Origin of the sequence: Cetobacterium sp. 2G large (assembly GCF_014250655.1) — a bacterium.
GTDB lineage: Bacteria > Fusobacteriota > Fusobacteriia > Fusobacteriales > Fusobacteriaceae > Cetobacterium_A > Cetobacterium_A somerae.
In genome coordinates this window covers 19210-40952 of record NZ_JACHTH010000006.1, presented here as the reverse complement: position 1 = coordinate 40952, position 21743 = coordinate 19210, and the positions used below count along the sequence as shown (strand labels likewise).

Here is a 21743-nt window from a genome sequence, read left to right as displayed (position 1 = left end):
ATAAGGAGGAAAAGTATGGGAGTGTTGTCGATTTTTGAGTTTTTCGTAAATAATATATTAACAAAACCAGAGTTCTTTGTAGGTATTTTAGTTTTCATAGGTTATCTTTTATTAAAAAAACCATTATATCAAGCTTTTTCAGGATTTATAAAAGCAACTGTAGGTTATATGATATTAAATGTTGGAGCTGGAGGACTTGTATCGACATTTAGACCAATTTTAGCAGGATTAAACGATAGATTTGGACTAAATGCAGCAGTAATAGATCCATATTTTGGTTTGAATGCAGTTAATAGTGCTTTAGAATCAGTGGGACTTACAACATCTTGGACGATGATAGCATTGTTAATTGGATTTACGTTAAATATTATCTTAGTATTATTTAGAAAATATACTAAGATAAGAACGCTGTTTATAACAGGACACATAATGGTTCAGCAAGCAACAACTGCAACATGGATAATATTCTATGCTTTTCCTCAATATAGAAATGCAACAGGAGCAATAATGATAGGTCTTTTCGTTGGAACTTACTGGGCAGTTGCAACAAACTTAACAGTGGGAGCCACTCAAAGATTAACAGATGGAGCCGGATTTGTAATAGGACATCAACAGATGTTTGCTATTTGGGCGACAGATAAAATTGCTCCAAAAATTGGAGATGCTAGTAAAAAGTTAGATGACTTAAAATTACCTGAATGGTTATCAATATTTCATGATAATATCGTTGCAACAGGAACTCTTATGATTATTTTCTTTGGAACAATTCTAGGAATCTTAGGTGAAGATTATATGAGAGTAGCAGATGCAAAGAATTTCGGAGCAAGTTTAAACTTTGTAACGTATATAGTATCAAAATCATTATATTTCTCAGTTTACCTAGCTATTTTAATGACAGGAGTAAGAATGTTCGTAAGTGAGTTAACTGAATCTTTCCAAGGTATATCAAATAGAATTTTACCAGGAGTTATGCCAGCGGTAGATTGTGCAGCAGCATATGGATTTGGATCTCCAAATGCAGTATTATTTGGATTTATATTTGGAGCTATTGGACAATTTATTGCAATAGCAGGACTTCTAATATTTAAGTCTCCAATTTTAATAATAACAGGATTTGTACCTGTATTCTTTGATAATGCTACAATAGCAATATTTGCAGAAAAAAGAGGTGGAGTTAAAGCAGCAATGATTCTACCATTTGTATCAGGAATACTTCAAGTTATTTTAGGAGCGGTGGCAGTAGCATTATTTAAACTTCAAGGTTTTGGGGGATGGCATGGAAATATAGATCAAAGTACACTTTGGGTAGGACAAGGATTTATATTAAATAATTTTGGTTTAGTAGGTTATTTCTTATGTATAGTTGGAATGTTAGCAATTCCTTTAATTCAATATAAAAAAGTTAATAATCGTGAGCACTACTTTAATAATGAGGTTGAAGTAGTAGAAGATGAAATTGTAGAAGTTAACTATTAAATGGAGGTAAAAATTATGGTAAAGTTACTAGCGGTTTGTGGAAATGGAATGGGAACAAGTATGATGATGAAATTAAAAGCTAAAGGGATTTTAGATAAACATAAAATACAAAACACATGCGAAAATTGTAGTATAGGTCAGGCTAAGTCTGGAATATCAACTTACGATATAGTTATTGCATCAACACATTTAGCATCGCAATTAAACCCAAATACAAGAACAAAAGTTATTGCTTTAAAAAATATATTAGATGTAAAAGAGATGGAAGCAAGAATATTGGAAATTTTAAAATAAAAATATACAAAACAGGAGCAGATTGTCTGCTCCTGTTTTATAAAAGAAGTGAAGGAGAGAAGAATTATGAATTTAAAAAGCTCTTTAATAGAAAATAATTCAATAGCTATAGATCAAATAGCTACTTCATGGGAAGAAGCTATTAAAATATCTACTGATTTACTTGTTAAATCAGGAGCTATTGAAGAAAGATATTACGATGATATTATAAAAAAAACATTAGAGTATGGGCCATATTATGTCATTATGCCAGAAGTTGCAATGCCTCACGCTAGACCAGAATCAGGTGTTATAAAAGATAGTTTCAGTCTAGTTACTTTAAAAGAACCAGTGTTCTTTGGTGAAGATGCAGGGCATGTAAGCATATTGATTACTTTAGCAGCAACAAGTGCTGATAGTCATAATGAGTTTGGATTAGTGCAAGTTGCAGATTTATTTGAGGATGAGGAAAATATTTTAAAAATTAAAAATGCTAAGACAAAAGAGGATATTTTAGCATTAATTTCATAAAAATTTGAAAAGCAAAAAATAGGAGGAAATAAAATGAAACCATTATTACAAGTAGCTTTAGATAACAATACATTAAGTGATGCATTAAAATCTGTAAGTCTTTTAGGAGATGTTGTTGATGTTATAGAGGCAGGAACTATTCTTTGTTTACAAGAGGGAATGGAAGCAGTTAGATGTTTAAGAGCACTTTATCCTGAAAAAGTTATATTAGCAGATACAAAATGTGCTGATGCAGGTGGAACAGTTGCAAAAAATTGTAAAGTAGCAGGAGCAAATTGGATGACAGTAATTTGTTCAGCAACAATTCCAACAATGAAAGCAGCATTAAAAGAGATTGATGATTTACAAGTTGAATTATATGGAGACTGGACATATGATCATGCAAGACAGTGGAAAGAGGCTGGGTTATCTCAAGTTGTGTATCATCAAAGTAGAGATGCTCTTTTAGCAGGAGAAACTTGGGGACAAAAAGATTTAGAAAAAGTACAAAAGTTAATAGAAATGGGATTTAAAGTTTCTGTAACAGGTGGATTAGAATTAGATACATTAAAATTATTTAAAGGAATGGATATATATTGTTTTATCGCAGGAAGATCTTTAAGAGATGCAGAATCGCCTAAAAAAGAGGCTCAAAAATGGCAAGAAGAAATTTCTAAAATTTGGGGGTAAAAACTTATGTATGATTTAAATAAATTTCCTCTTGGAATATATGAAAAAGCTCTTCCTAAAAATATAAGTTGGAGAGATAGATTGAAATATGCTAAGAAGTTAGGATTTGATTTTGTAGAGATTTCAATAGATGAGACAGATGAAAGGTTAGCTAGGCTAGATTGGAGTTTAGAAGAGAGAGAAGAGTTTATTAGTGCTGTTTTAGAAACAGGAGTAAGAGTGCCTTCAATGTGTTTTAGTGGTCATAGAAGATTTCCTTTGGGTAGTGAGAATAAAGAAATCAGAAAAAAATCGTTAGAACTTATGAAAAAAGCGATAGAGTTAGCTACTGATTTGGGGATTAGAAATATACAGATGGCAGGATATGATGTTTATTATGAGACTGGAAATGAGAAAACAAGAGAATTATATATAGAGGGAATGAAGCAGTCTTTAAAATGGGCAGAGCAAGCAAATGTGATGCTATCTATTGAAATTATGGATCACCCTTTTATGAATTCAATAACAAAATATTTAGAGTTTGATAAAATTTTAAACTCACCATTTTTAACAGTTTACCCAGATATTGGGAATTTAACAGCTTGGGGAAATGATGTTCGAGAAGAAATTTTGAAAGGAAGACATAAAATTAGTGCTATTCATTTAAAAGATACCTTGGCTGTTACAGAGGATTTTCCTGGAAAGTTTAAGGAGGTTCCATTTGGACAAGGATGTGTAGATTTTGTTGAGTTTTTTAAACTTTTACATGAAATAGATTATAGTGGACCATTATTAATAGAGATGTGGACAGAGAAAAGTGAAGATCCATTAAAAGAGATTGAAAACGCTAAAAAATGGATGGAGAGTAAAATGGCAGAAGGAGGATTCAAATGTTAGAAACATTAAAAGAAAAAGTTTTAAAAGCAAATTTAGAGCTTCCTAAAAAAGGATTAGTAACATATACATGGGGAAATGTAAGTGGAATTGATAGAGAAAAAAATTTAATTGTAATAAAGCCAAGTGGAGTAGAGTACGATAATATGACTATAGATGATTTAGTTGTTGTAGATTTAGAAGGTAATATTGTAGAAGGACATTTAAAACCATCTTCAGATACTGCTACACATTTAGCTCTTTATAAGAATTTTCCTAATATAGGTGGAGTAGTTCATACGCATTCAAGTTGGGCAACTATTTGGTCTCAAGCTGGGAAATCGATTCCAGCTTATGGAACAACTCATGCAGATTATTTTTATGGAGATATTCCTTGTACAAGAAAGATGAAAAAAACAGAGATAGAAGGAGAATATGAGTTAGAAACTGGAAAAGTTATTGTAGAAACATTTGATGAAAATGGACTAAATCCAGATTTTACACCAGCAGTTTTAGTAAATTCTCACGGCCCATTTGCTTGGGGAAAAGATGCGGGAGATGCTGTTCATAATGCTGTGGTTTTAGAGGAACTTGCTAAAATGGCTTATAATACTGAAAATTTAAATAGACAAGTAGAGAGAATGCAAGATGAACTTTTAGATAAACATTTTTTAAGAAAACATGGTAAAAATGCATATTATGGTCAAGGTGTGGAGGCAAATTAGATGAAAATATTTATAGATACAGCAAATGTTAATGAAATAAGAGAAGCTAATGATATGGGAGTTATTTGTGGAGTTACCACAAATCCTAGCTTAATAGCTAAAGAGGGAAGAGATTTTAAGGAAGTAATAAAAGAGATAACAGAGATTGTAGATGGACCAATAAGTGCTGAAGTAATCTCTTTAGAAGCTGCTAAAATGGTAGAAGAAGCGCTACCTTTAGCTCAAATTCATGACAATATTGTAATAAAACTTCCTATGACAATAGAAGGATTAAAAGCTTGTAAGATTTTAACATCAAAGGGAATAAAAACAAATGTAACACTTATATTTACACCATCTCAAGCACTTTTAGCAGCAAGAGCTGGAGCTACTTTTGTAAGTCCATTTTTAGGAAGATTAGATGACGTAGGAGTAGATAGTGTTAATCTTATAAAAGAGATAGCTGAAATTTTTGAAAAACATAATATAAAATCAGAGATTATAGCAGCAAGTATTAGAAATCCGTGGCATGCAAAAGAAGTTGCTTTAGCTGGTGCTCATATAGGGACAATTCCATATTCGACAATTGTTGCAATGACAAAGCATGAGTTAACAGATAGAGGAATAGAGAGATTTTTAAAAGATTGGGAAAATGCAAAAAAATAGTTTTTAAGGGAGAGTAGTTATGAGATTAAGAGATGTAAAGTTGGTAGAAGAAAAAGCTACTGAAGTAAGAAAAGATATTGTTCAAATGATTTGTAAATCAAAATCAGGTCATCCAGGAGGATCATTATCAGCAGCTGATATAGTAACTGCACTATATTTTTCAGAAATGAATATAGATCCGAAAAACCCAAAAATGGAGGGAAGAGACAGATTTGTTTTATCAAAAGGACATGCAGCTCCAGTACTTTACTCTGCTTTAGCTGAAAGAGGATACTTTGATAGAGAACTTTTAGGAACATTAAGAGCTTACGGATCACCTTTACAAGGACATCCAGATATGAAAAAACTTCCAGGTATAGAGATATCAACAGGTTCTTTAGGACAAGGATTATCTGTAGCTAATGGAATGGCACTATCAGCTAGAATCTCAGGAGAAAACTATAGAACTTATGTTTTAATGGGAGATGGAGAGTTACAAGAGGGGCAAGTATGGGAAGCGGCAATGTCAGCAGCACATTTTAAGCTTGATTCGATATGTGCTTTCGTTGACTCAAACAATCTTCAAATAGATGGAAATGTAGATAAAATTATGGGTGTAGAGCCTCTAGATAAAAAATGGGAAGCTTTTGGATGGAATGTAATTAAAATTGACGGACATAACTTCCAAGAGATATTTGATGCTTTAGATAAAGCGAGAGAAACAAAAGGGCAACCGACAGTAATTATTGCTAAAACTGTAAAAGGTAAAGGAGTATCATTTATGGAAAATGTTTGTGGATTCCATGGGGTAGCTCCAACTTGTGAAGAGACAGAAAAAGCGATAGCAGAGCTAGAGAAAGTATCAGAGATATAATAAATTCGGAGGATGAAATAATGAAAAAATCTACAAGACAGGCTTACGGAGAAGCATTAGTAGAGCTTGGAAGACAAAATAATAATATAGTTGTTTTAGATGCAGACTTAACAAAATCAACAAAAACAAATCTATTTCAAGAGGCATTCCCAGAAAGACATATAAACGTTGGAATAGCTGAAGCAGATTTAATTGGAACAGCAGCTGGACTTGCTACGTGTGGAAAAATACCATTTGCTTCTACTTTTGCGATGTTTGCAGCAGGAAGAGCATTTGAGCAAATAAGAAATACAGTAGCTTATCCAAAGTTAAATGTAAAAATAGCTCCAACACATGCAGGGATTTCAGTAGGAGAAGATGGAGGATCACATCAATCAGTTGAAGATATCTCTTTAATGAGAAGTATTCCAGGAATGGTAGTATTATCACCAGCAGATGCTACAGAAACTAAGAAAATGATATTTGCAGCAGCAGAGTATAACGGACCAGTATATATAAGAATGGGAAGATTAGATGTACCAGTATTATTTGATGATTCATATGATTTCCAAATAGGAATAGCAAATACTATAAAAGAAGGAACTGATGTTACAATATTAGCAACAGGACTTATGACAGCAAGAGCTTTAGAAGCAGCAGAAAAGTTACAAACTGAAGGAGTTTCAGTAAGAGTAGTAAATGTAGGAACAATAAAACCTTTAGATGGAGAGACAGTTCTAAAAGCTGCTCAAGAAACAAAATTTATTGTAACAGCTGAAGAGCACTCTGTAATAGGTGGACTTGGGTCAGCGGTATCAGAGTTCTTATCAGAGACGCATCCAACATTAGTTAAAAAAGTTGGAATCTATGATGTATTTGGTCAAAGTGGAAAGGCTGAAGAATTATTAGAAAAGTATGAATTAACGGCAACGAAATTAATATCAGTGATAAAAGAAACTCTAGAATAAGGAGGCATTATGAAAGCTGTAGCATTGGATTTAGATGGAACGTTGTTGAATAGTAAAAAAGAAATTTCTGAAGAAAATAAAAATATATTGAAAAAGTTATCTGAAAATGGCGTAGAGATTTTAATTGTTACAGGAAGACCTTATCCAATAACTAAAAAAATAGCACAGAGTTTAGAAATCCCTCTTACAGTAATCTGTTATAATGGAGCTAGAGTAATGAATTTAAAAACTGATGAGATAATTTTTGAAAAAGTTTTAGAGGAGAATCAGGTTTTAAAAATAGTAGAGTTTTGTAGAAAAAATAAAAAAGATTTAAATCTTTTTCAAGATGATATCTGGTATGTTGAGGATTTAGAATCTATCGGTACTAAATATTATAAAAATAATTCTAAACTAGAGCCAACATTAAGATCTTTTGATACTTTTGATAATCTTCAAATGATTAAAAGTATTATTATTGATGAAAATGATATATTAGAAAAAGTTGAAAAAGAGTTAAGAGAAATACTGGGGAATAGTGTTTATTTTACATATTCTCAAGATAAATATTTAGAAATTCTTAATAAAGATGTAAATAAAGGATTAACATTAAAGAAAGTTTTGGAAAAAAAAGGAATTAAGATGTCAGAGTGCATAGCTTTTGGAGATGCTCATAATGATTTAGAGATGTTAGAGTTAGTCGGAGTTGGAGTAGCAATGGGAAATGCTCATGAAATTTTAAAAAGTAGAGTTCAACATATAACTGATAGTAATGATAATAATGGAGTAGCAAAATTTTTAAAGAGTTGGAAGAGCTAAAAAAATAATAGTATATAAAAAAATACAGTAGCTAATCTACTGTATTTTTTTATAAATAATCTATTATTTATATTAATCCCAACATTCAACCCTTTCACCATATGGCATATCTATATCATTTTTATTAAAACTAGGATCTAATCCACTCTCTTTTTGATTGCTATAATCACCTAAAGCTTCAAAAGCAACTTTACCTAGTAAGAATATAGCTATAAGATTCAATACTGCCATTAATCCCATAAATAAATCAGCCATATTCCAAACAAGTGCTAACTCTCCAATAGAACCAAACATTACCATTCCAATAACTCCAACTCTATATAAGTTTAACCAAGTTTTATTTGGAGTTAAAAATTCTATATTCGTTTCTCCATAATAATAATTTCCAATTATTGAGCTAAAAGCAAATAATAATATACATAATGCAATGAAAACATTTCCCCATCCTCCAACTTGAGAACTTAAGGCATTTTGAGTTAATTGAATTCCTGTTAATCCTTCAGTCTTATGTGCTCCTGATATTAAAACCATAAAAGCTGTACATGAACAAATCAAAATTGTATCTGTAAATACTCCTAAAGTTTGTACAAATCCTTGCTTTACAGGATGAGAAGTTTCTGCTGCTGCCGCTGCATTTGGTGCTGATCCCATGCCTGCTTCATTAGAAAATAAACCTCTTTTTACTCCAGTCATAATAGCAGCTCCTATTCCTCCACCAACTGCTTGTCTAATACCAAAAGCATTTTCAATTATATCTCTAAATATTTCTGGAACCATACTTATATTGCTTATAATTACATACAATGAAACTAATATGTAAAGAATAGCCATAACAGGTACTACTGCAGCACTAAAGTTTGCTATCCTTTGAACTCCACCAAAAATTATAGCTCCCGTTCCAACAGCTAATACAATACCAATTATTGTTCTATCCAATTTAAAAGCTTCATGAAAAGCTAAAGATATTGTATTTGATTGAACTGAATTAAATATTAGTCCAAAAGTTATTGATATTAATATTGAAAATGCAACACCCATCCATCTTTTATTAAGAGCTTTCTCCATATAATAAGCTGGTCCACCTCTAAAAGCTTCTCCATCTTTTACTTTATAAATTTGTGCTAAAGTACTTTCTACAAAACTAGATGCTCCACCTATAATGGCTATTAACCACATCCAAAATATAGCACCTGGACCTCCTGAAGCTATCGCTATTGCAACTCCAGCTAAATTCCCAGTTCCAACTCTAGAGGCAGTACTTATGCAAAATGCTTTAAATGATGAAACTCCACCTTTATGACCTACGCTATCACCTAAAATTTTTATCATTTGTCCAAAATATCTTATTTGAACGAATTTTGTTTTTAATGTAAAATATGTTCCTACAAATAATAACATTACAATAAGAACATAACCCCATAAAATATCATTAAAAAAATTTATTAATGAATTTAATATCTCCATTTTTCCCCCTTTATTTCGATTTTTATGAAATAATTATATCATAAAAAATATGTATTGAAAATTTATTTTCGAAAAAAGGTACTATGAAATAAAATAAGAATATTTTTAGTATTTTTCTAATTTATATTTTACTTGAGATATGTTAGCATGAATATGCTATAACTGTAAATAGAGAACGAATTTTAAAATTTGGATTTAGTATTTTAAAGTTTAATAATTTCTCGATTTCCTTTTATTCACATTCGTTAGGTCGCCCCTGACCTAGATAATTAAGTATAGTAATAAAAAAACCTCCATTTATAATATTGTAAATGGAGGTTTTTTTAAAAAATAACTTTATTTTTTCCTTGAGCTTTAGCTAAGTATAAATTATCATCAGCTTTAGATATTGTTGAATATAGAGTATTCTTATTAATAAAGTCTTTGTGTACTCCGCCAAAGGAAGATGTTATAGAGTAATTATCAATAATGTTTAAATTATATATCAATTTTTGAAGTAGTTCTAATTTTTTTAAAACAAATTCTTTTTCTTTATTGGAGAAAATAAGTAAAAACTCTTCGCCACCCCATCGAATCCCATAATCATTTTTTTGTAATATTAATCTTATAGAATCACTAAATCCTTTAATAACAAGGTCACCCGTATGATGCCCATATGTATCATTGATAGTTTTAAAATTATCAATATCAATTAAAATCATAGAACATTTCTCGAGCGGAAATTCTAGTTTACTATCAATAAAATATCTATTATATAGTTTAGAAAGTGGATCTCTAAAAATAAGGTAACTCTCAATCTGTCTTTTTAATATAAAAATCTCTTTTTCTAATTTTTCTTCTTTGAGAACATAAATAATAGAGATTGCGATAATTAAAATTAGAAGAAACTCTTTAAGTCCAAAAAGTTGACTGAATTTCTCTTTCTTTATTAGCAGTGTATAATCAGTCTTTCCAAATGGAAAACTATAGTAATTACTATAATCTTTTATATTAATTATGTTTTTGTCTGTGGATATAATAATATTCTCATTACCATCAATAATTAAAGCATTTAAATTAAAACGTTCTTTAAATTTAAATATATCATTTCTAAAAAACTCTTTATTGAAATCAAAATACCAGATGCCTTGAAGTAAAATTTGATTGTTATAAATTGAATAGATAGGAAACCCAATACTTATCATCTCTTTTTTATACACCTTATCTGTATACAGTCCGTATAGCACAAATTCTTTATTTTCTCCAGAAAAACTTCGATTAGTTTGAAAAAACTTATAAGACAGTGATTTGTTAGATAGAACATCTACCCATTTTTCATTAAAGATATCAGTATATATAATTTGCTCATAATTTTCAAAACATTTAAATTCAGCATAAGCTATTCCTATAATTTCTTTATTTATCTTATCTTTTAATCTATTCTTGAAAAGATTTAGTGGAAGATTCATATAGGTATCTGGAATGTACTCTAAATTTTTTAAATAAACTCCCCCCTGGTCACTATTAAAATAAATCATATTATTTTTTTGTTGAAACTCAGGTATTTTAATCTCTTTTTTTAATAAAGAGATATACTTTATTTCCTGTTCTAAAATTTTTATTTTTTTATTAAAATGTATATTGAAGTTGTTAACTTCATAATTTATATTTTCAATTAATCTATTTTTATTATTTAAAACTAAAAAAATCAATAAAATTAATAAAAATAGGTAGGTAATTCTTATATATTTTTTCAATGTTCCTCCTAAAAATAAAGAAAAGAAGTATCCTCAAAAGGATACTTCTTCCCTGTTAGTAAAAAATCACTGTATTTAAATAGCTAGGTTATTTTAACATATTTTAGCAATTTCTTGTATTTGAAAAATTCTGTATAAGTATTATATTTTTTTCACATATCACTATTTTTAAGGTAATTACATAATTTTTTTAAGTATTCATTTTCGAGTCTTAAAAATCTTACTTCTTCTTCTATTGATGAAAAGCTTATACTTTTTTCCTCTTTAACTTTTTTTATAGTTTTAGGATTTCCTCTTTTCTCATAGATAAAAGCATCTTCCCCCTCTTGTTCATATTTTTTTATCCAAACATGTATCTGAGTTTTTGAAGCTACCCCAAACTCTTCAGCTAACCCATTAAAGCTTATATTTCCCTCTTTATATCTTTTTATAACTGACATTTTAAACTCTTTAGAATATTTTTTATTTATTCTTCCCATGCTAATCTCCTCATTTTGAAAATTTACTTATATATAAATTTAAAAGGTAGATTATATTAAATTAATCTACCTTTCATCTATGTATAATATTATTTTAAATTTTTACTTATATCATATCTACTTATTTAATATATAAACTTTTTATATTTTATTTTAATATAATTCTAATATATTTTAATAGTTTTTTATATTTGAAAATTTCTGTCAAATTTATATATTTTTTTCATAGATTGCTATTTCTTAAATAATTACATAGCTTTTTTAGATATTCATTTTCTAATCTTAAAAATCTAGCCTCCTCTTCTATTGATGAAAAACGTATACTTCTCTCCTCCTTAACTTTTTTTATAGTTTTGGGATTTCCTCTTTTTTCATAGATAAAAGCATCTTCTCCCTCTTGTTCATATTTCTTTATCCAAACATGTATCTGAGTTTTTGAAGCTATTCCAAACTCTTCAGCTAACCCATTTAAGCTTATATTTCCCTCCTTATATTTTTTTATGACTGATATTTTAAACTCTTTAGAATATTTTTTATTTATTCTTCCCATACCAATCTCCTTATTTTAAAAATTTACTTGTATAATACCTCTTTACCTACAACGGTAGGAGTCATAGGTTGATAAACTTCTTGTAATTCAGGAAGTTTAACCCCAAAGTTAAATTTCATAATAACTCTACCTAGATGTCTAACTCTAGGATTTTCAGTAGTAAATACAGATCCTTTAGGTAGCGTTGCTGGGTCTACTTTTATAATCAAGTTTTTACCTTTTTCTTGAGTTACAGGTGGTAAGTGATATCTTCCATGTTTATCAGTTTCCATTACTAATCCTTCAACTGTTGCTAATCTAACTCCTGGAATTCCCTCCTCTTGTATTCCGTTATTTGCTACATAAATCTCTACAAACATCTCCCCTTTTTTGTTTTTCAAGATTTTTTGTCCTATTTGAATATCTTGAGAAGTCATACCCGCTTTTTTATCTCCAGTATGTTTTGTAACTATTTTTCCATCTGAATGAAGCGTAATATCAGTTCCATCTTTAGTCGTAACTCTTATACTATCAACTGCGTCAGGTCTTAAGACTTGTTTTCTAATTGTTACCACATGATTTAAAGGTGACTCAGCTTCTGAAATTCTTCCATCAATAAGGTCAACTTTAAATTTGTCACTATCTTTTACAGGAATAGACATTCCATATTGTTTAGCTATTGATGAACCACTTACATAAGATTTATCTTTTAAATTAATCTCTATAATAACACCTCTAGCCATACCATAATCTTGAATACCATCTTCATCTCTATCGTGGAATACTTTACCTATAATTGTAGTAGTATCAAATAGTTCATCTGGAACGATATCAACATCTGCTGAATCTTGATTAGATAATGGATTTTTATTTTCATCTACAACGACAGCTGTATTTGTATATTTTCCAGGTTTAACTCCAACACCAACTTTTAATAGATAAGTAACTTGAATCTCTGTGTTTGCAGCTATAGATTCTATTGGTCCGACAACAACCTCTTTACCACCTGTTGCAGGAACTTTTATAGATGTATTTGTTAAATTATCAACAATTCTAGCTGAATCTTTTACAAATACAAATCCTGGTGGAATATTATCTTTAATATAGATATTTGTAACAGTTGCTGTTGAGTTATTTTTAACTGTAATAGTGTATGGTACAAACTTACCAACAGAAGCTTCATCTTTTTCTGAAACTTTTTGTAGTACTAAATCCCCATCTAGCGCAACAAGTAAAAGTGTTCTTCTTAATTCGTATTCATCACCAGTTAAAGTATTTTTAGGATTATCATCATTTAATTCTGCAAAGTTTTCAATCTCATAATTTTGTTTAAATGTACCAGTACTATTGACTTTAGCATTTAGTACATAAGTAACTGAGCTATTTGCAGGAATTATAGCAAAGTTACTTGTTTCTGTTCCGATAGCACCATTGGTAGAAATAGCTCTCATAGCTCTAACTTGAGGTGCTGAAGTTTGGTAATCATTTGACTCTAAGAACGCTACTAATTTATCGACATCTACTTCATCTAAATATGTTTGTTTTCCATCTTTGTCAGTTATTATAACCCCTTTAAATTGAATATCTTCAAAAGCTGGACTAGTTCCTTCTGTATCTGTTAAATCAACTTGGTCATTTCTAATTTTTGTATCTTTTACAATACCATTATTTTCATTTGTTAAGGTTACAAAGTAAAGTACGTTTGAACCAGGTTTAACAACAGGTGGTTTACTATTTTTTAATGTAGCTGTAGGTAGATTTGATGCAGTGTTAGTGATATTAGTATCTATTGTAAATACGTCATTTCTTAATTTAACACTGTATTTTTTTACTTCTACAGTTTCACTATCTTTTCCTAATTCAACATCTCCTTTCTTTAAGATAGCAGTATTTTCTATTGTGATTCCATTGTCTCCAACTTTATCAAATGTTACTTCTAAGATGAAGTTTACAGTCCAAATATCTCCAACATTGATTGTGATATCTTGGATCGTTTCACCACCTTCATTAACAGTTCCATTTGTTAGAGAAACATCTTTTATAACTCCTAATTCAGATAAGCCAGGAACTAATATATCCTCTAGAATTAATCCAGTTAAATTTGTACTTCCTGTATTTGTAACTTTAATTTCATAAGGGATTTGTACAACTTTTAAGTTAGGATCATAAATAGGTGTTTTAGAAGATTTGTCTACTTCTATTTTATCTAAAGAAGCAAGAACTAAAGTTCTTCTTAATTCAGCAGCGTCACCATTTAATGCTTTAGGATCATCACCATTTAAAGAAGCGAAATTCTCAATGACGAAATTATCGCTAAATGTAGCATCAGGAGAGATTGTAGCTCCAAGAACTAGAGAAAGTTTAGAATCTCCAGGAACTTGAGAGAATTTAATTTCAGTAGGAGTGATGCTGTCAACTTTGTATCCTAACTCTTCTAACTTAGCTTTTAAAACATTTAAATCTGTTGATTTAAACTCAACTGGCACACCATCTTTACCTGCATAAACAAAACCTTGAATTTCAAGAGTAGTGAATACGTTAGCACCAGCAGTATCCTTAACTGAAGTATGGTCAGTATTAATTGTTACATTAGTAGCAACAGCAGGGTTACTATTTTCTAAAGTAGCAAAGTATAATAGTTGGCTACTAGGTTCAACAGACAGTGGATTAGCGTTTTTCTCACTAGCTGAAGGAAGGTTAGTAAATAGACCTTGATAGTTGTCTGTAACATTAAATACGTCTTGTCTTAGAGTAAGATTAGGTTTTTCTAAATCAACAACCTCATCATCTTTACCTAAAACAACAGAGCCTTTCTTTAAAATAGCTTCGTTTGTAACTTTTAAACCATCTTCAACTTTAGAGTATGGAACTAAAAGTTTAAATGTCATAGTCCAAGTTTCACCAACAGCAACAGTAATATTAGAAACTGTTAAATCAGCAACTGTACCGTTAGTAACAACAACATCTTTAACTTCACCAAGTTCAGCAACACCAGGAGTCATAACATCTTCTAATGTTAAACCACTTAAAGGTATAGAACCAGTGTTTGTAAATGTAATCTCATAAGGAATTGTAGCAATTCCAGTAACAGGGTCATAAATTAGTGTTCCAGCAGTTTTAGTAACAGGAATGTCATCTAAAGAAGCAAGAACTAAAGTTCTTCTTAATTCAGTATCATCGCCGCCAAGTGCTTTAGGATCATCACCATTTAAAGAAGCGAAGTTCTCAATGGCAAAGTTATCACTAAATGTAGCGTCAGGAGAGATTGTAGCTCCAAGAACTAGAGAAAGTTTAGAGTCTCCAGGAACTTGAGAGAATTTAATCTCAGTAGGAGTAATACTGTCAACTTTGTATCCTAACTCTTCTAACTTAGCTTTTAAAACATTTAAATCTGTTGATTTAAACTCAACTGGCACACCATCTTTACCTGCGTAAACAAAACCTTGAATTTCAAGAGTAGTGAATACGTTAGCACCATCTGTATCTTTAACTAAAGTATGGTCAGTATTAATTGTTACATTAGTAGCAACAGCAGGGTTACTATTTTCTAAAGTAGCAAAGTATAGTAATTGGCTACTAGGTTCAACAGATAGTGGATTAGCGTTTTTCTCACTAGCTGAAGGAAGGTTAGTAAATAGACCTTGGTAGTTGTCTGTAACATTAAATACGTCTTGTCTTAGAGTAAGATTAGGTTTTTCTAAATCAACAACCTCATCATCTTTACCTAAAACAACAGAACCTTTCTTTAAAATAGCTTCGTTTGTAACTTTTAAACCATCTTCAACTTTAGAGTATGGAACTAAAAGTTTAAATGTCATAGTCCAAGTTTCACCAACAGCAACAGTAATATTAGAAACTGTTAAATCAGAAACTGTACCATTAGTAACAACAACATCTTTAATTTCACCAAGTTCAGCAACACCAGGAGTCATAACATCTTCTAATGTTAAACCACTTAAAGGTATAGAACCAGTGTTTGTAAATGTAATCTCATAAGGAATTGTGGCAATTCCAGTAACAGGGTCATAAATTAGTGTTCCAGCAGTTTTAGTAACAGGAATGTCATCTAAAGAAGCAAGAACTAAAGTTCTTCTTAATTCAGTATCATCGCCGCCAAGTGCTTTAGGATCATCACCATTTAAAGAAGCGAAGTTCTCAATGGCAAAGTTATCACTAAATGTAGCGTCAGGAGAGATTGTAGCTCCAAGAACTAGAGAAAGTTTAGAGTCTCCAGGAACTTGAGAGAATTTAATCTCAGTAGGAGTAATACTGTCAACTTTGTATCCTAACTCTTCTAACTTAGCTTTTAAAACATTTAAATCTGTTGATTTAAACTCAACTGGCACACCATCTTTACCTGCGTAAACAAAACCTTGAATTTCAAGAGTAGTGAATACGTTAGCACCATCTGTATCTTTAACTAAAGTATGATCAGTATTAATTGTTACATTAGTAGCAACAGCCGGGTTACTATTTTCTAAAGTAGCAAAGTATAATAGTTGACTACTAGGTTCAACAGATAGTGGATTAGCGTTTTTCTCACTAGCTGAAGGAAGGTTAGTAAATAGATCTTGGTAGTTGTCTGTAACATTAAATACGTCTTGTCTTAATGAAACTGTATCTTTATATAAATCTACAGAAACCTCTTCAGAAACTGTAATATTAACATTAGGAGTATTAGGATTTACTAGAGCTCCTATATCTTTTACAGTTGTTGTATCAACAATCATACCATTTAAATTATATGTAACTGTAATCTCTTTTGAACTAGTAGCTTTTCCAGCTACATCAAAACTCTCATTTAAAATTACAATATTTCCAGCTCGAGTCCAACCAGAAGAAACTTTAGCAACTGTTAAACCTCCTAAGTCAGTTAAAGTATCTTTTATAGTAACTCCGTTGTATGGAATATTTGTAAGGTTTTCAACAATAAATTTATATGTGATATCTGCTTGATTATTTAAAGAGTTATATACTACTGAAGTTGATGATTTCTCAATCTCTATAGTAGCGTCTTTAGACACTTCAATAGTTACATTATCTGTTTCTCCAACTGGAGGATTAGATTCGTCTTCTGAACCTGTTCCAGGTTCTTTTCCATCAGATGTATCATATAAGAAAGCTTTATCTGTAGCTGTATCAACTGTAGTAGTCATTCCTTCTAAATCATATATAACTGTTACAGTTACATCTTTTGTAGTTAAACCTAATAGATTTTCAATTTTAGAGTCTAAAACTATAACTTCTAAATCTTTATCATATATTCCGTCTTCAACAGAAGCTATAGTAAGATTATTTAAACTAACTATTTTATCTACTACTGCTAACTCAGCATAAGGAATATTTGTTTCGTTAGTTACAGTGAATGTGTAAGTAACACTTACTGTTCCATCTTCGTTATAAACTGGTTTTCCTGGAGTTTTTAAAATTGAAGCTTTTGGGTCTTTAGTTAATACAGTGTCAACCTCATCAGATGTTCCTAATGGATTTTCATCATGTAAAATATTGATGATTCCCACATTTTTAACAGTTTGTGAAGTTGTTTCCATACTATCTAAGTTATAATTGATTTTATATTTTTTAACAACCTCTCCATTACCAGGTAAATATATAGTTCCTAAATTCCAAATAGTGTATGATTCAAGCTCTTTTGATTCCAATGTATTTCTCATACTGAAAGCATCAGGTCCATCTAAAACTTCAACTACACTATTAATTGTAACTTTTCCTAAATTATAGATTTTATCTTTTAATTCTAAACTTGTTATTGGTATTAAAGTACTATTTTTAATTGTGAATGTGTATATTACATCAGCTGTACCATCATTATTATAACTTACATCACCTCTAGACTTTTCAATTGTTGCAGTAGGTGATTTTGTAATTGGAACTGTAACCTCTTCTGATGGAGTATTTTTATTTTGTTCCTCAGAAGATTCAGGGTTATTTCCAGGTACATATGGATTTTCAGGATCAGAATAAGCAAAGGCTTTATCTGTAACACTATTTGAAATAGATGTCATATCGTCTAAATTGTACGTAATAATAATTGAAACTTTCTTTTCTCCAACTAAATCAACTATCTCAGGAAGTATAATCACATTATTATTTATTGTTAATGTATCTTCTCCATATTTAATACTTTCTATAGTTAATTCGTCTAGTTTTTTTATTTTATCTACAACAGTAACTGAAGTAGGTATCTTAGTCGGATTATTTACAGTGAATGTATAAGTTACACTTGCTGTTCCATCTGTATTGTAAATTGGAGTAGATGCAGATTTTGAAATAGAGATTTTAGGTTCTTTTGTAAAGTCTACTTTAACCTCATCAGAAATATCTAAAATATTTTCATCTTCATTTAATCCTTCACCAGGATCTTTATTACCAGAAGTATCATATAGATATGCTTTATCTATCGCACTTTCTATCTCTTTTGCCATGTTCTTTGTGTCATAAGTAATGACTAGTGTTTTCTCTATTGAACCTGTGAAGTCTAATATGCTATCTAATGTTATAACTCCTTTAGTTTCATCATATGATCCACCAATAACTGAAGTTATTTTTAAATCCTCTAAACTTATAATTTTATCAACTATAGTTAAGTTTTCATAAGGGATTTTAGTAGGATTATTAACAGTGAATGTATATGTAACTTCAGATGTATTATTACCATTGTCTTTTACAGTACTAGCTTTCTTTTCGATAGTCACTGAAGGTGATTTTTCAAAATCAACTTTAACTACTTCTGAAGGAATATTAACTTGTCCAGGTCCTGCAGGATCTCCTGCTACATATGAATTAGTAGTGTTATCATATAGATATGCTCTATCTGTAACAGAATCAATAGTTGTTGTCATATCATTTAAATTATATTTAAATGTAACCTCTAAATTTTCTGTTCCAACTAGATTCTCAATAATAGGTAGCACAAGAATATTATCTGTTATACCAATTACTATTCCATTATATGTAGCTTCTATAATTTTTAAATTTCCTAAACTTAATACTTTGTCTACAACAGTAACTGAAGTAGGTATTAAAGTAGGGTTATTAACTGTAAATGTATAAGTAACACTAGCTACATCTCCTTCAATAACTGGTGTAGTAGCAGACTTTATAATTGTAAGAACAGGAGTTTTAGTAAAATCTACAGAAACTTCTTCAGTTTGTCCTATGTAGCCATCGTTTTCAGTTCCCGTTCCAGGATTTGTATTATTAGATGTATCATAAATATATCCTTTGTCAGTTACTGTTTCTAATCTAGCTATCATATCATTTAGATTATATTTAACTGTAACTGTAACAGATTTTGTTTCTTCTCCAGCTAAAGCAAAACTTGAAGTTGTAATAAGGTTATTAGTTGCATCATAAGTTCCACCTATAACTGAAGCAGCATCAATTGTTATTTTATCTATAGTAATAATTTTATCAACTATTGTTAAATCACTATATGGAATTTTTGTTCCATTAGTTACAGTGAATGTATAAATAACATTAGCTGTACCATCTTGGTTGTATACGACATTTCCAGGTGTTTTTGTAATTACTAACGCTGGAGTTCTTGTTAGTGGTGTTTCAACCTCTTCTGAAGTATCAAAAGGAGTTTGTGAATCTTTTGGATAGATATATGCAGTATTTTTAACAATCTCTTGGCTAGAAGTCATATCTACTACCAAGTATTTAATATAAATAGTTTTTGTTATATCTCCAGCCCCAGGAATTTCTATGTTAGGAATAGTTATCTCTGTTTTATCTGAACTTAAATAAACTCCATTTCCAGTAGCGTCTATAACTTTAGCTTTTAGACCTGTCATATTAGTTAGTTTATCAGTTAATGTTAAGCCACTGATAGGAATCTTAGTTTCATTTGTTATTTTAAAGCTATATGTAGCAATTGGTTCTAAAGGATTAGCATAGTCAACTCTTACAAGAGATTTTACTAAGCTAACTTTTGGAATTCTAATTAAAGGAGTAGGAACTTCCTCTGTTGTATCAGCTAAAGTTCCATTATTAGGATCTTTAATGTATGAAGTAACTTGACCATAGTCATAAAGAGTTATATTTTCAGTAGACATATTAGTTAAGTCATACTCAATTGTTACATTAATTGTGTTAGTACCTAAAGCTCCAATTCCAGCTGTTGATACCTCTACATCCCCATTAGCATCAGGAGTTAATACATTTCCATCCACTGAAATTTTAGAGATTGAAACTTCCCAATTATCCTTATCTACAAATAAATCTTTTACTGATAACTTAGTATGAGGCATATTTAAGGGGTTTTCAACAGTAAATGTATATGTTGCAGTGGCTTTAAGTCCATCATCAGAATAGTTAGGACCAGCAGTTAATTTCTTATCTAAAAATACAATCTCTTTAACTTCAAAAGTTCCTTCCGCTGAATCTTCCCAAACATCATTTGTCTCAGGAGTTGTAACTTTAATAGTGTTCAGAACATCATTATCCAAATGTGTTATTAAAGAGTAAGGAATAACAACGAAAAATTCTATTTCAACTTTACCTTTTGATGTAGATGTTGCTCCAGGAAGCATAATATTTGAAATTTCTCCAGTATTAACGTCTAAAGTAGCACCTGTAGGTAATGAACTAGCTTCAAATTTAATACCACTTGTATTTGAAATATGATCAAAATTTAACTCATCTGTCAAGTTCAAATGAGGAAGTATTAAGTTATTAAGGTTTTGAATAGTAACTTTATATTTAAGTTTTAATACTTTGTTAGTATCATCATAAATAGGAAGCCCTTCACCTGTTAAAAACTCTTTTGAAACTTTTATCTGTGGTTTTGTAGTTACAGGTTTCTCAATATTTCTAGCTCCGTCTCCTCCTCCAGCAGGACCTAAATCATCTATATACGGTACAATAACTTTGTCTCCAGCTACGTTAACTTTAAAAGTTTTACCGTTTTTAGTATTATATATATAGAGATTGTTATTATTATCAAAGAAAACTCCAACTATATCTTCACCAGTAAACTCAACTCCAGGACCTTTAGTAGTTGATAACTTTGTAAGGTTACCACCACTTGTTGACATAGAGTAGATATTTCCCTCCACATCTCTATTTACAAAGTAAAGTCGCCCATCTTTTTGGTTATATGCCCAGTCACCTAGTTCAATACCGCTAGGGATTCCAGATACTATAGCTTCAACTACATAATCATTTGTTGTATTTATTGCTGTAGTTACACCTATATCTTGTGTTCTAGTAATTTTATAGATATACGTTTTATCTTGATTTCCAGCTATAATATACATATTTCCAGCTAAATCAAATGTACCTGTATTGACATATGTTTTTCCATATTGTCCATTAGTTGCTATTCTTTCAGAAGAAGTAGCTAAAGGACCTGTTATAGTTTCAACTAAAAGTTTTGAAGTATTATTAGGATCTTTACCAATTCTTTCTAAAACGATTTGGAATTGACCATTAAATTTTCTTTGTCTAATAGCGTACATAAAATTATCTTGGCTATTATATCCAAAGGCATTTACTAATTGCCCTGGAGTATATGAATAAATATTATTATATGTTGCAGCAATTGTTCCATCTGAAAGATCAATAGCTCTAACGCTTACGTTTCCAGAAGAAGAACCTGTTTGTTGTGATATATACCCAACCTCTTGTTCACGCCCTGTAAAAGGTGTTGGACTGGCTGAATAAGCCATGGTTGTTGTGAAAAAACTTAAAATTGCAAATAAAATGAGTTTTACATAATTTTTGACTTTCATATGCCCTCCCT

Annotated in this window: 15 protein-coding genes; 10 read left to right on the top strand and 5 right to left on the bottom strand. The window is 30.4% G+C overall.

Features of this window, described 5'->3' with window-relative positions; genetic code table 11:
• The first annotated feature begins 15 nt into the window (after positions 1-15).
• From H5J23_RS10650 to H5J23_RS10605, 10 genes are all read left to right on the top strand, one after another.
• A complete protein-coding gene (locus tag H5J23_RS10650) occupies positions 16-1476 on the top strand; it encodes a PTS ascorbate transporter subunit IIC (RefSeq protein WP_185892189.1) in 1461 nt (486 codons plus the stop codon).
• Between the two features lie 15 nt (positions 1477-1491).
• Positions 1492-1770: a PTS sugar transporter subunit IIB gene (locus H5J23_RS10645; protein ID WP_255494409.1), complete on the top strand. Its 279-nt coding sequence runs from the start codon at positions 1492-1494 to the stop codon at positions 1768-1770.
• A 66-nt stretch (positions 1771-1836) separates the two neighbouring features.
• Positions 1837-2280 (top strand): PTS sugar transporter subunit IIA, encoded by a 444-nt coding sequence (locus H5J23_RS10640; RefSeq protein WP_185892186.1) that lies wholly within the window; start codon positions 1837-1839, stop codon positions 2278-2280.
• Between the two features lie 33 nt (positions 2281-2313).
• Entirely contained in the window at positions 2314-2949 is a 636-nt protein-coding gene (locus H5J23_RS10635; protein ID WP_185892184.1) for a 3-keto-L-gulonate-6-phosphate decarboxylase UlaD, read from the top strand.
• Between the two features lie 6 nt (positions 2950-2955).
• Positions 2956-3825, top strand: a complete 870-nt coding sequence (locus H5J23_RS10630; protein WP_185892182.1) for an L-ribulose-5-phosphate 3-epimerase — start codon at positions 2956-2958, stop codon at positions 3823-3825.
• Positions 3819-4526 (top strand): L-ribulose-5-phosphate 4-epimerase, encoded by a 708-nt coding sequence (araD, locus tag H5J23_RS10625; protein ID WP_185892181.1) that lies wholly within the window; start codon positions 3819-3821, stop codon positions 4524-4526. The genes H5J23_RS10630 and araD overlap by 7 nt, the downstream gene beginning before the upstream one ends.
• Positions 4527-5171: a fructose-6-phosphate aldolase gene (gene fsa / locus H5J23_RS10620; RefSeq protein WP_185892179.1), complete on the top strand. Its 645-nt coding sequence runs from the start codon at positions 4527-4529 to the stop codon at positions 5169-5171.
• 19 nt (positions 5172-5190) lie between these two features.
• Positions 5191-6024 carry a transketolase gene (locus tag H5J23_RS10615; protein WP_185892178.1) on the top strand — a complete coding sequence of 278 codons (834 nt, stop codon included), beginning with the start codon at positions 5191-5193 and terminating at the stop codon, positions 6022-6024.
• A 17-nt stretch (positions 6025-6041) separates the two neighbouring features.
• Positions 6042-6971, top strand: a complete 930-nt coding sequence (locus H5J23_RS10610) for a transketolase family protein (protein ID WP_185892205.1) — start codon at positions 6042-6044, stop codon at positions 6969-6971.
• A gap of 9 nt (positions 6972-6980) precedes the next feature.
• Positions 6981-7769 carry a Cof-type HAD-IIB family hydrolase gene (locus H5J23_RS10605; protein ID WP_185892176.1) on the top strand — a complete coding sequence of 263 codons (789 nt, stop codon included), beginning with the start codon at positions 6981-6983 and terminating at the stop codon, positions 7767-7769.
• A gap of 72 nt (positions 7770-7841) precedes the next feature.
• On the opposite strand, the gene H5J23_RS10600 is transcribed toward H5J23_RS10605, so the two are convergent.
• The 5 genes from H5J23_RS10600 to H5J23_RS10580 all read right to left on the bottom strand — a co-directional run bounded on the left by H5J23_RS10600 (position 7842) and on the right by H5J23_RS10580 (position 21732).
• Positions 7842-9233 carry a sodium:alanine symporter family protein gene (locus H5J23_RS10600; RefSeq protein ID WP_185892175.1) on the bottom strand — a complete coding sequence of 464 codons (1392 nt, stop codon included), beginning with the start codon at positions 9231-9233 and terminating at the stop codon, positions 7842-7844.
• A 323-nt stretch (positions 9234-9556) separates the two neighbouring features.
• Positions 9557-10969 carry a GGDEF domain-containing protein gene (locus H5J23_RS10595; RefSeq protein ID WP_185892173.1) on the bottom strand — a complete coding sequence of 471 codons (1413 nt, stop codon included), beginning with the start codon at positions 10967-10969 and terminating at the stop codon, positions 9557-9559.
• A 152-nt stretch (positions 10970-11121) separates the two neighbouring features.
• Positions 11122-11448, bottom strand: a complete 327-nt coding sequence (locus H5J23_RS10590) for a helix-turn-helix domain-containing protein (protein WP_185892171.1) — start codon at positions 11446-11448, stop codon at positions 11122-11124.
• 223 nt (positions 11449-11671) lie between these two features.
• Positions 11672-11998 carry a helix-turn-helix domain-containing protein gene (locus H5J23_RS10585; RefSeq protein WP_185892170.1) on the bottom strand — a complete coding sequence of 109 codons (327 nt, stop codon included), beginning with the start codon at positions 11996-11998 and terminating at the stop codon, positions 11672-11674.
• Positions 11999-12021: 23 nt separating this feature from the next.
• On the bottom strand, positions 12022-21732 hold the full coding sequence (locus H5J23_RS10580) for a DUF11 domain-containing protein (RefSeq protein ID WP_185892168.1): 9711 nt from the start codon (positions 21730-21732) through the stop codon (positions 12022-12024).
• Positions 21733-21743: the final 11 nt, after the last annotated feature.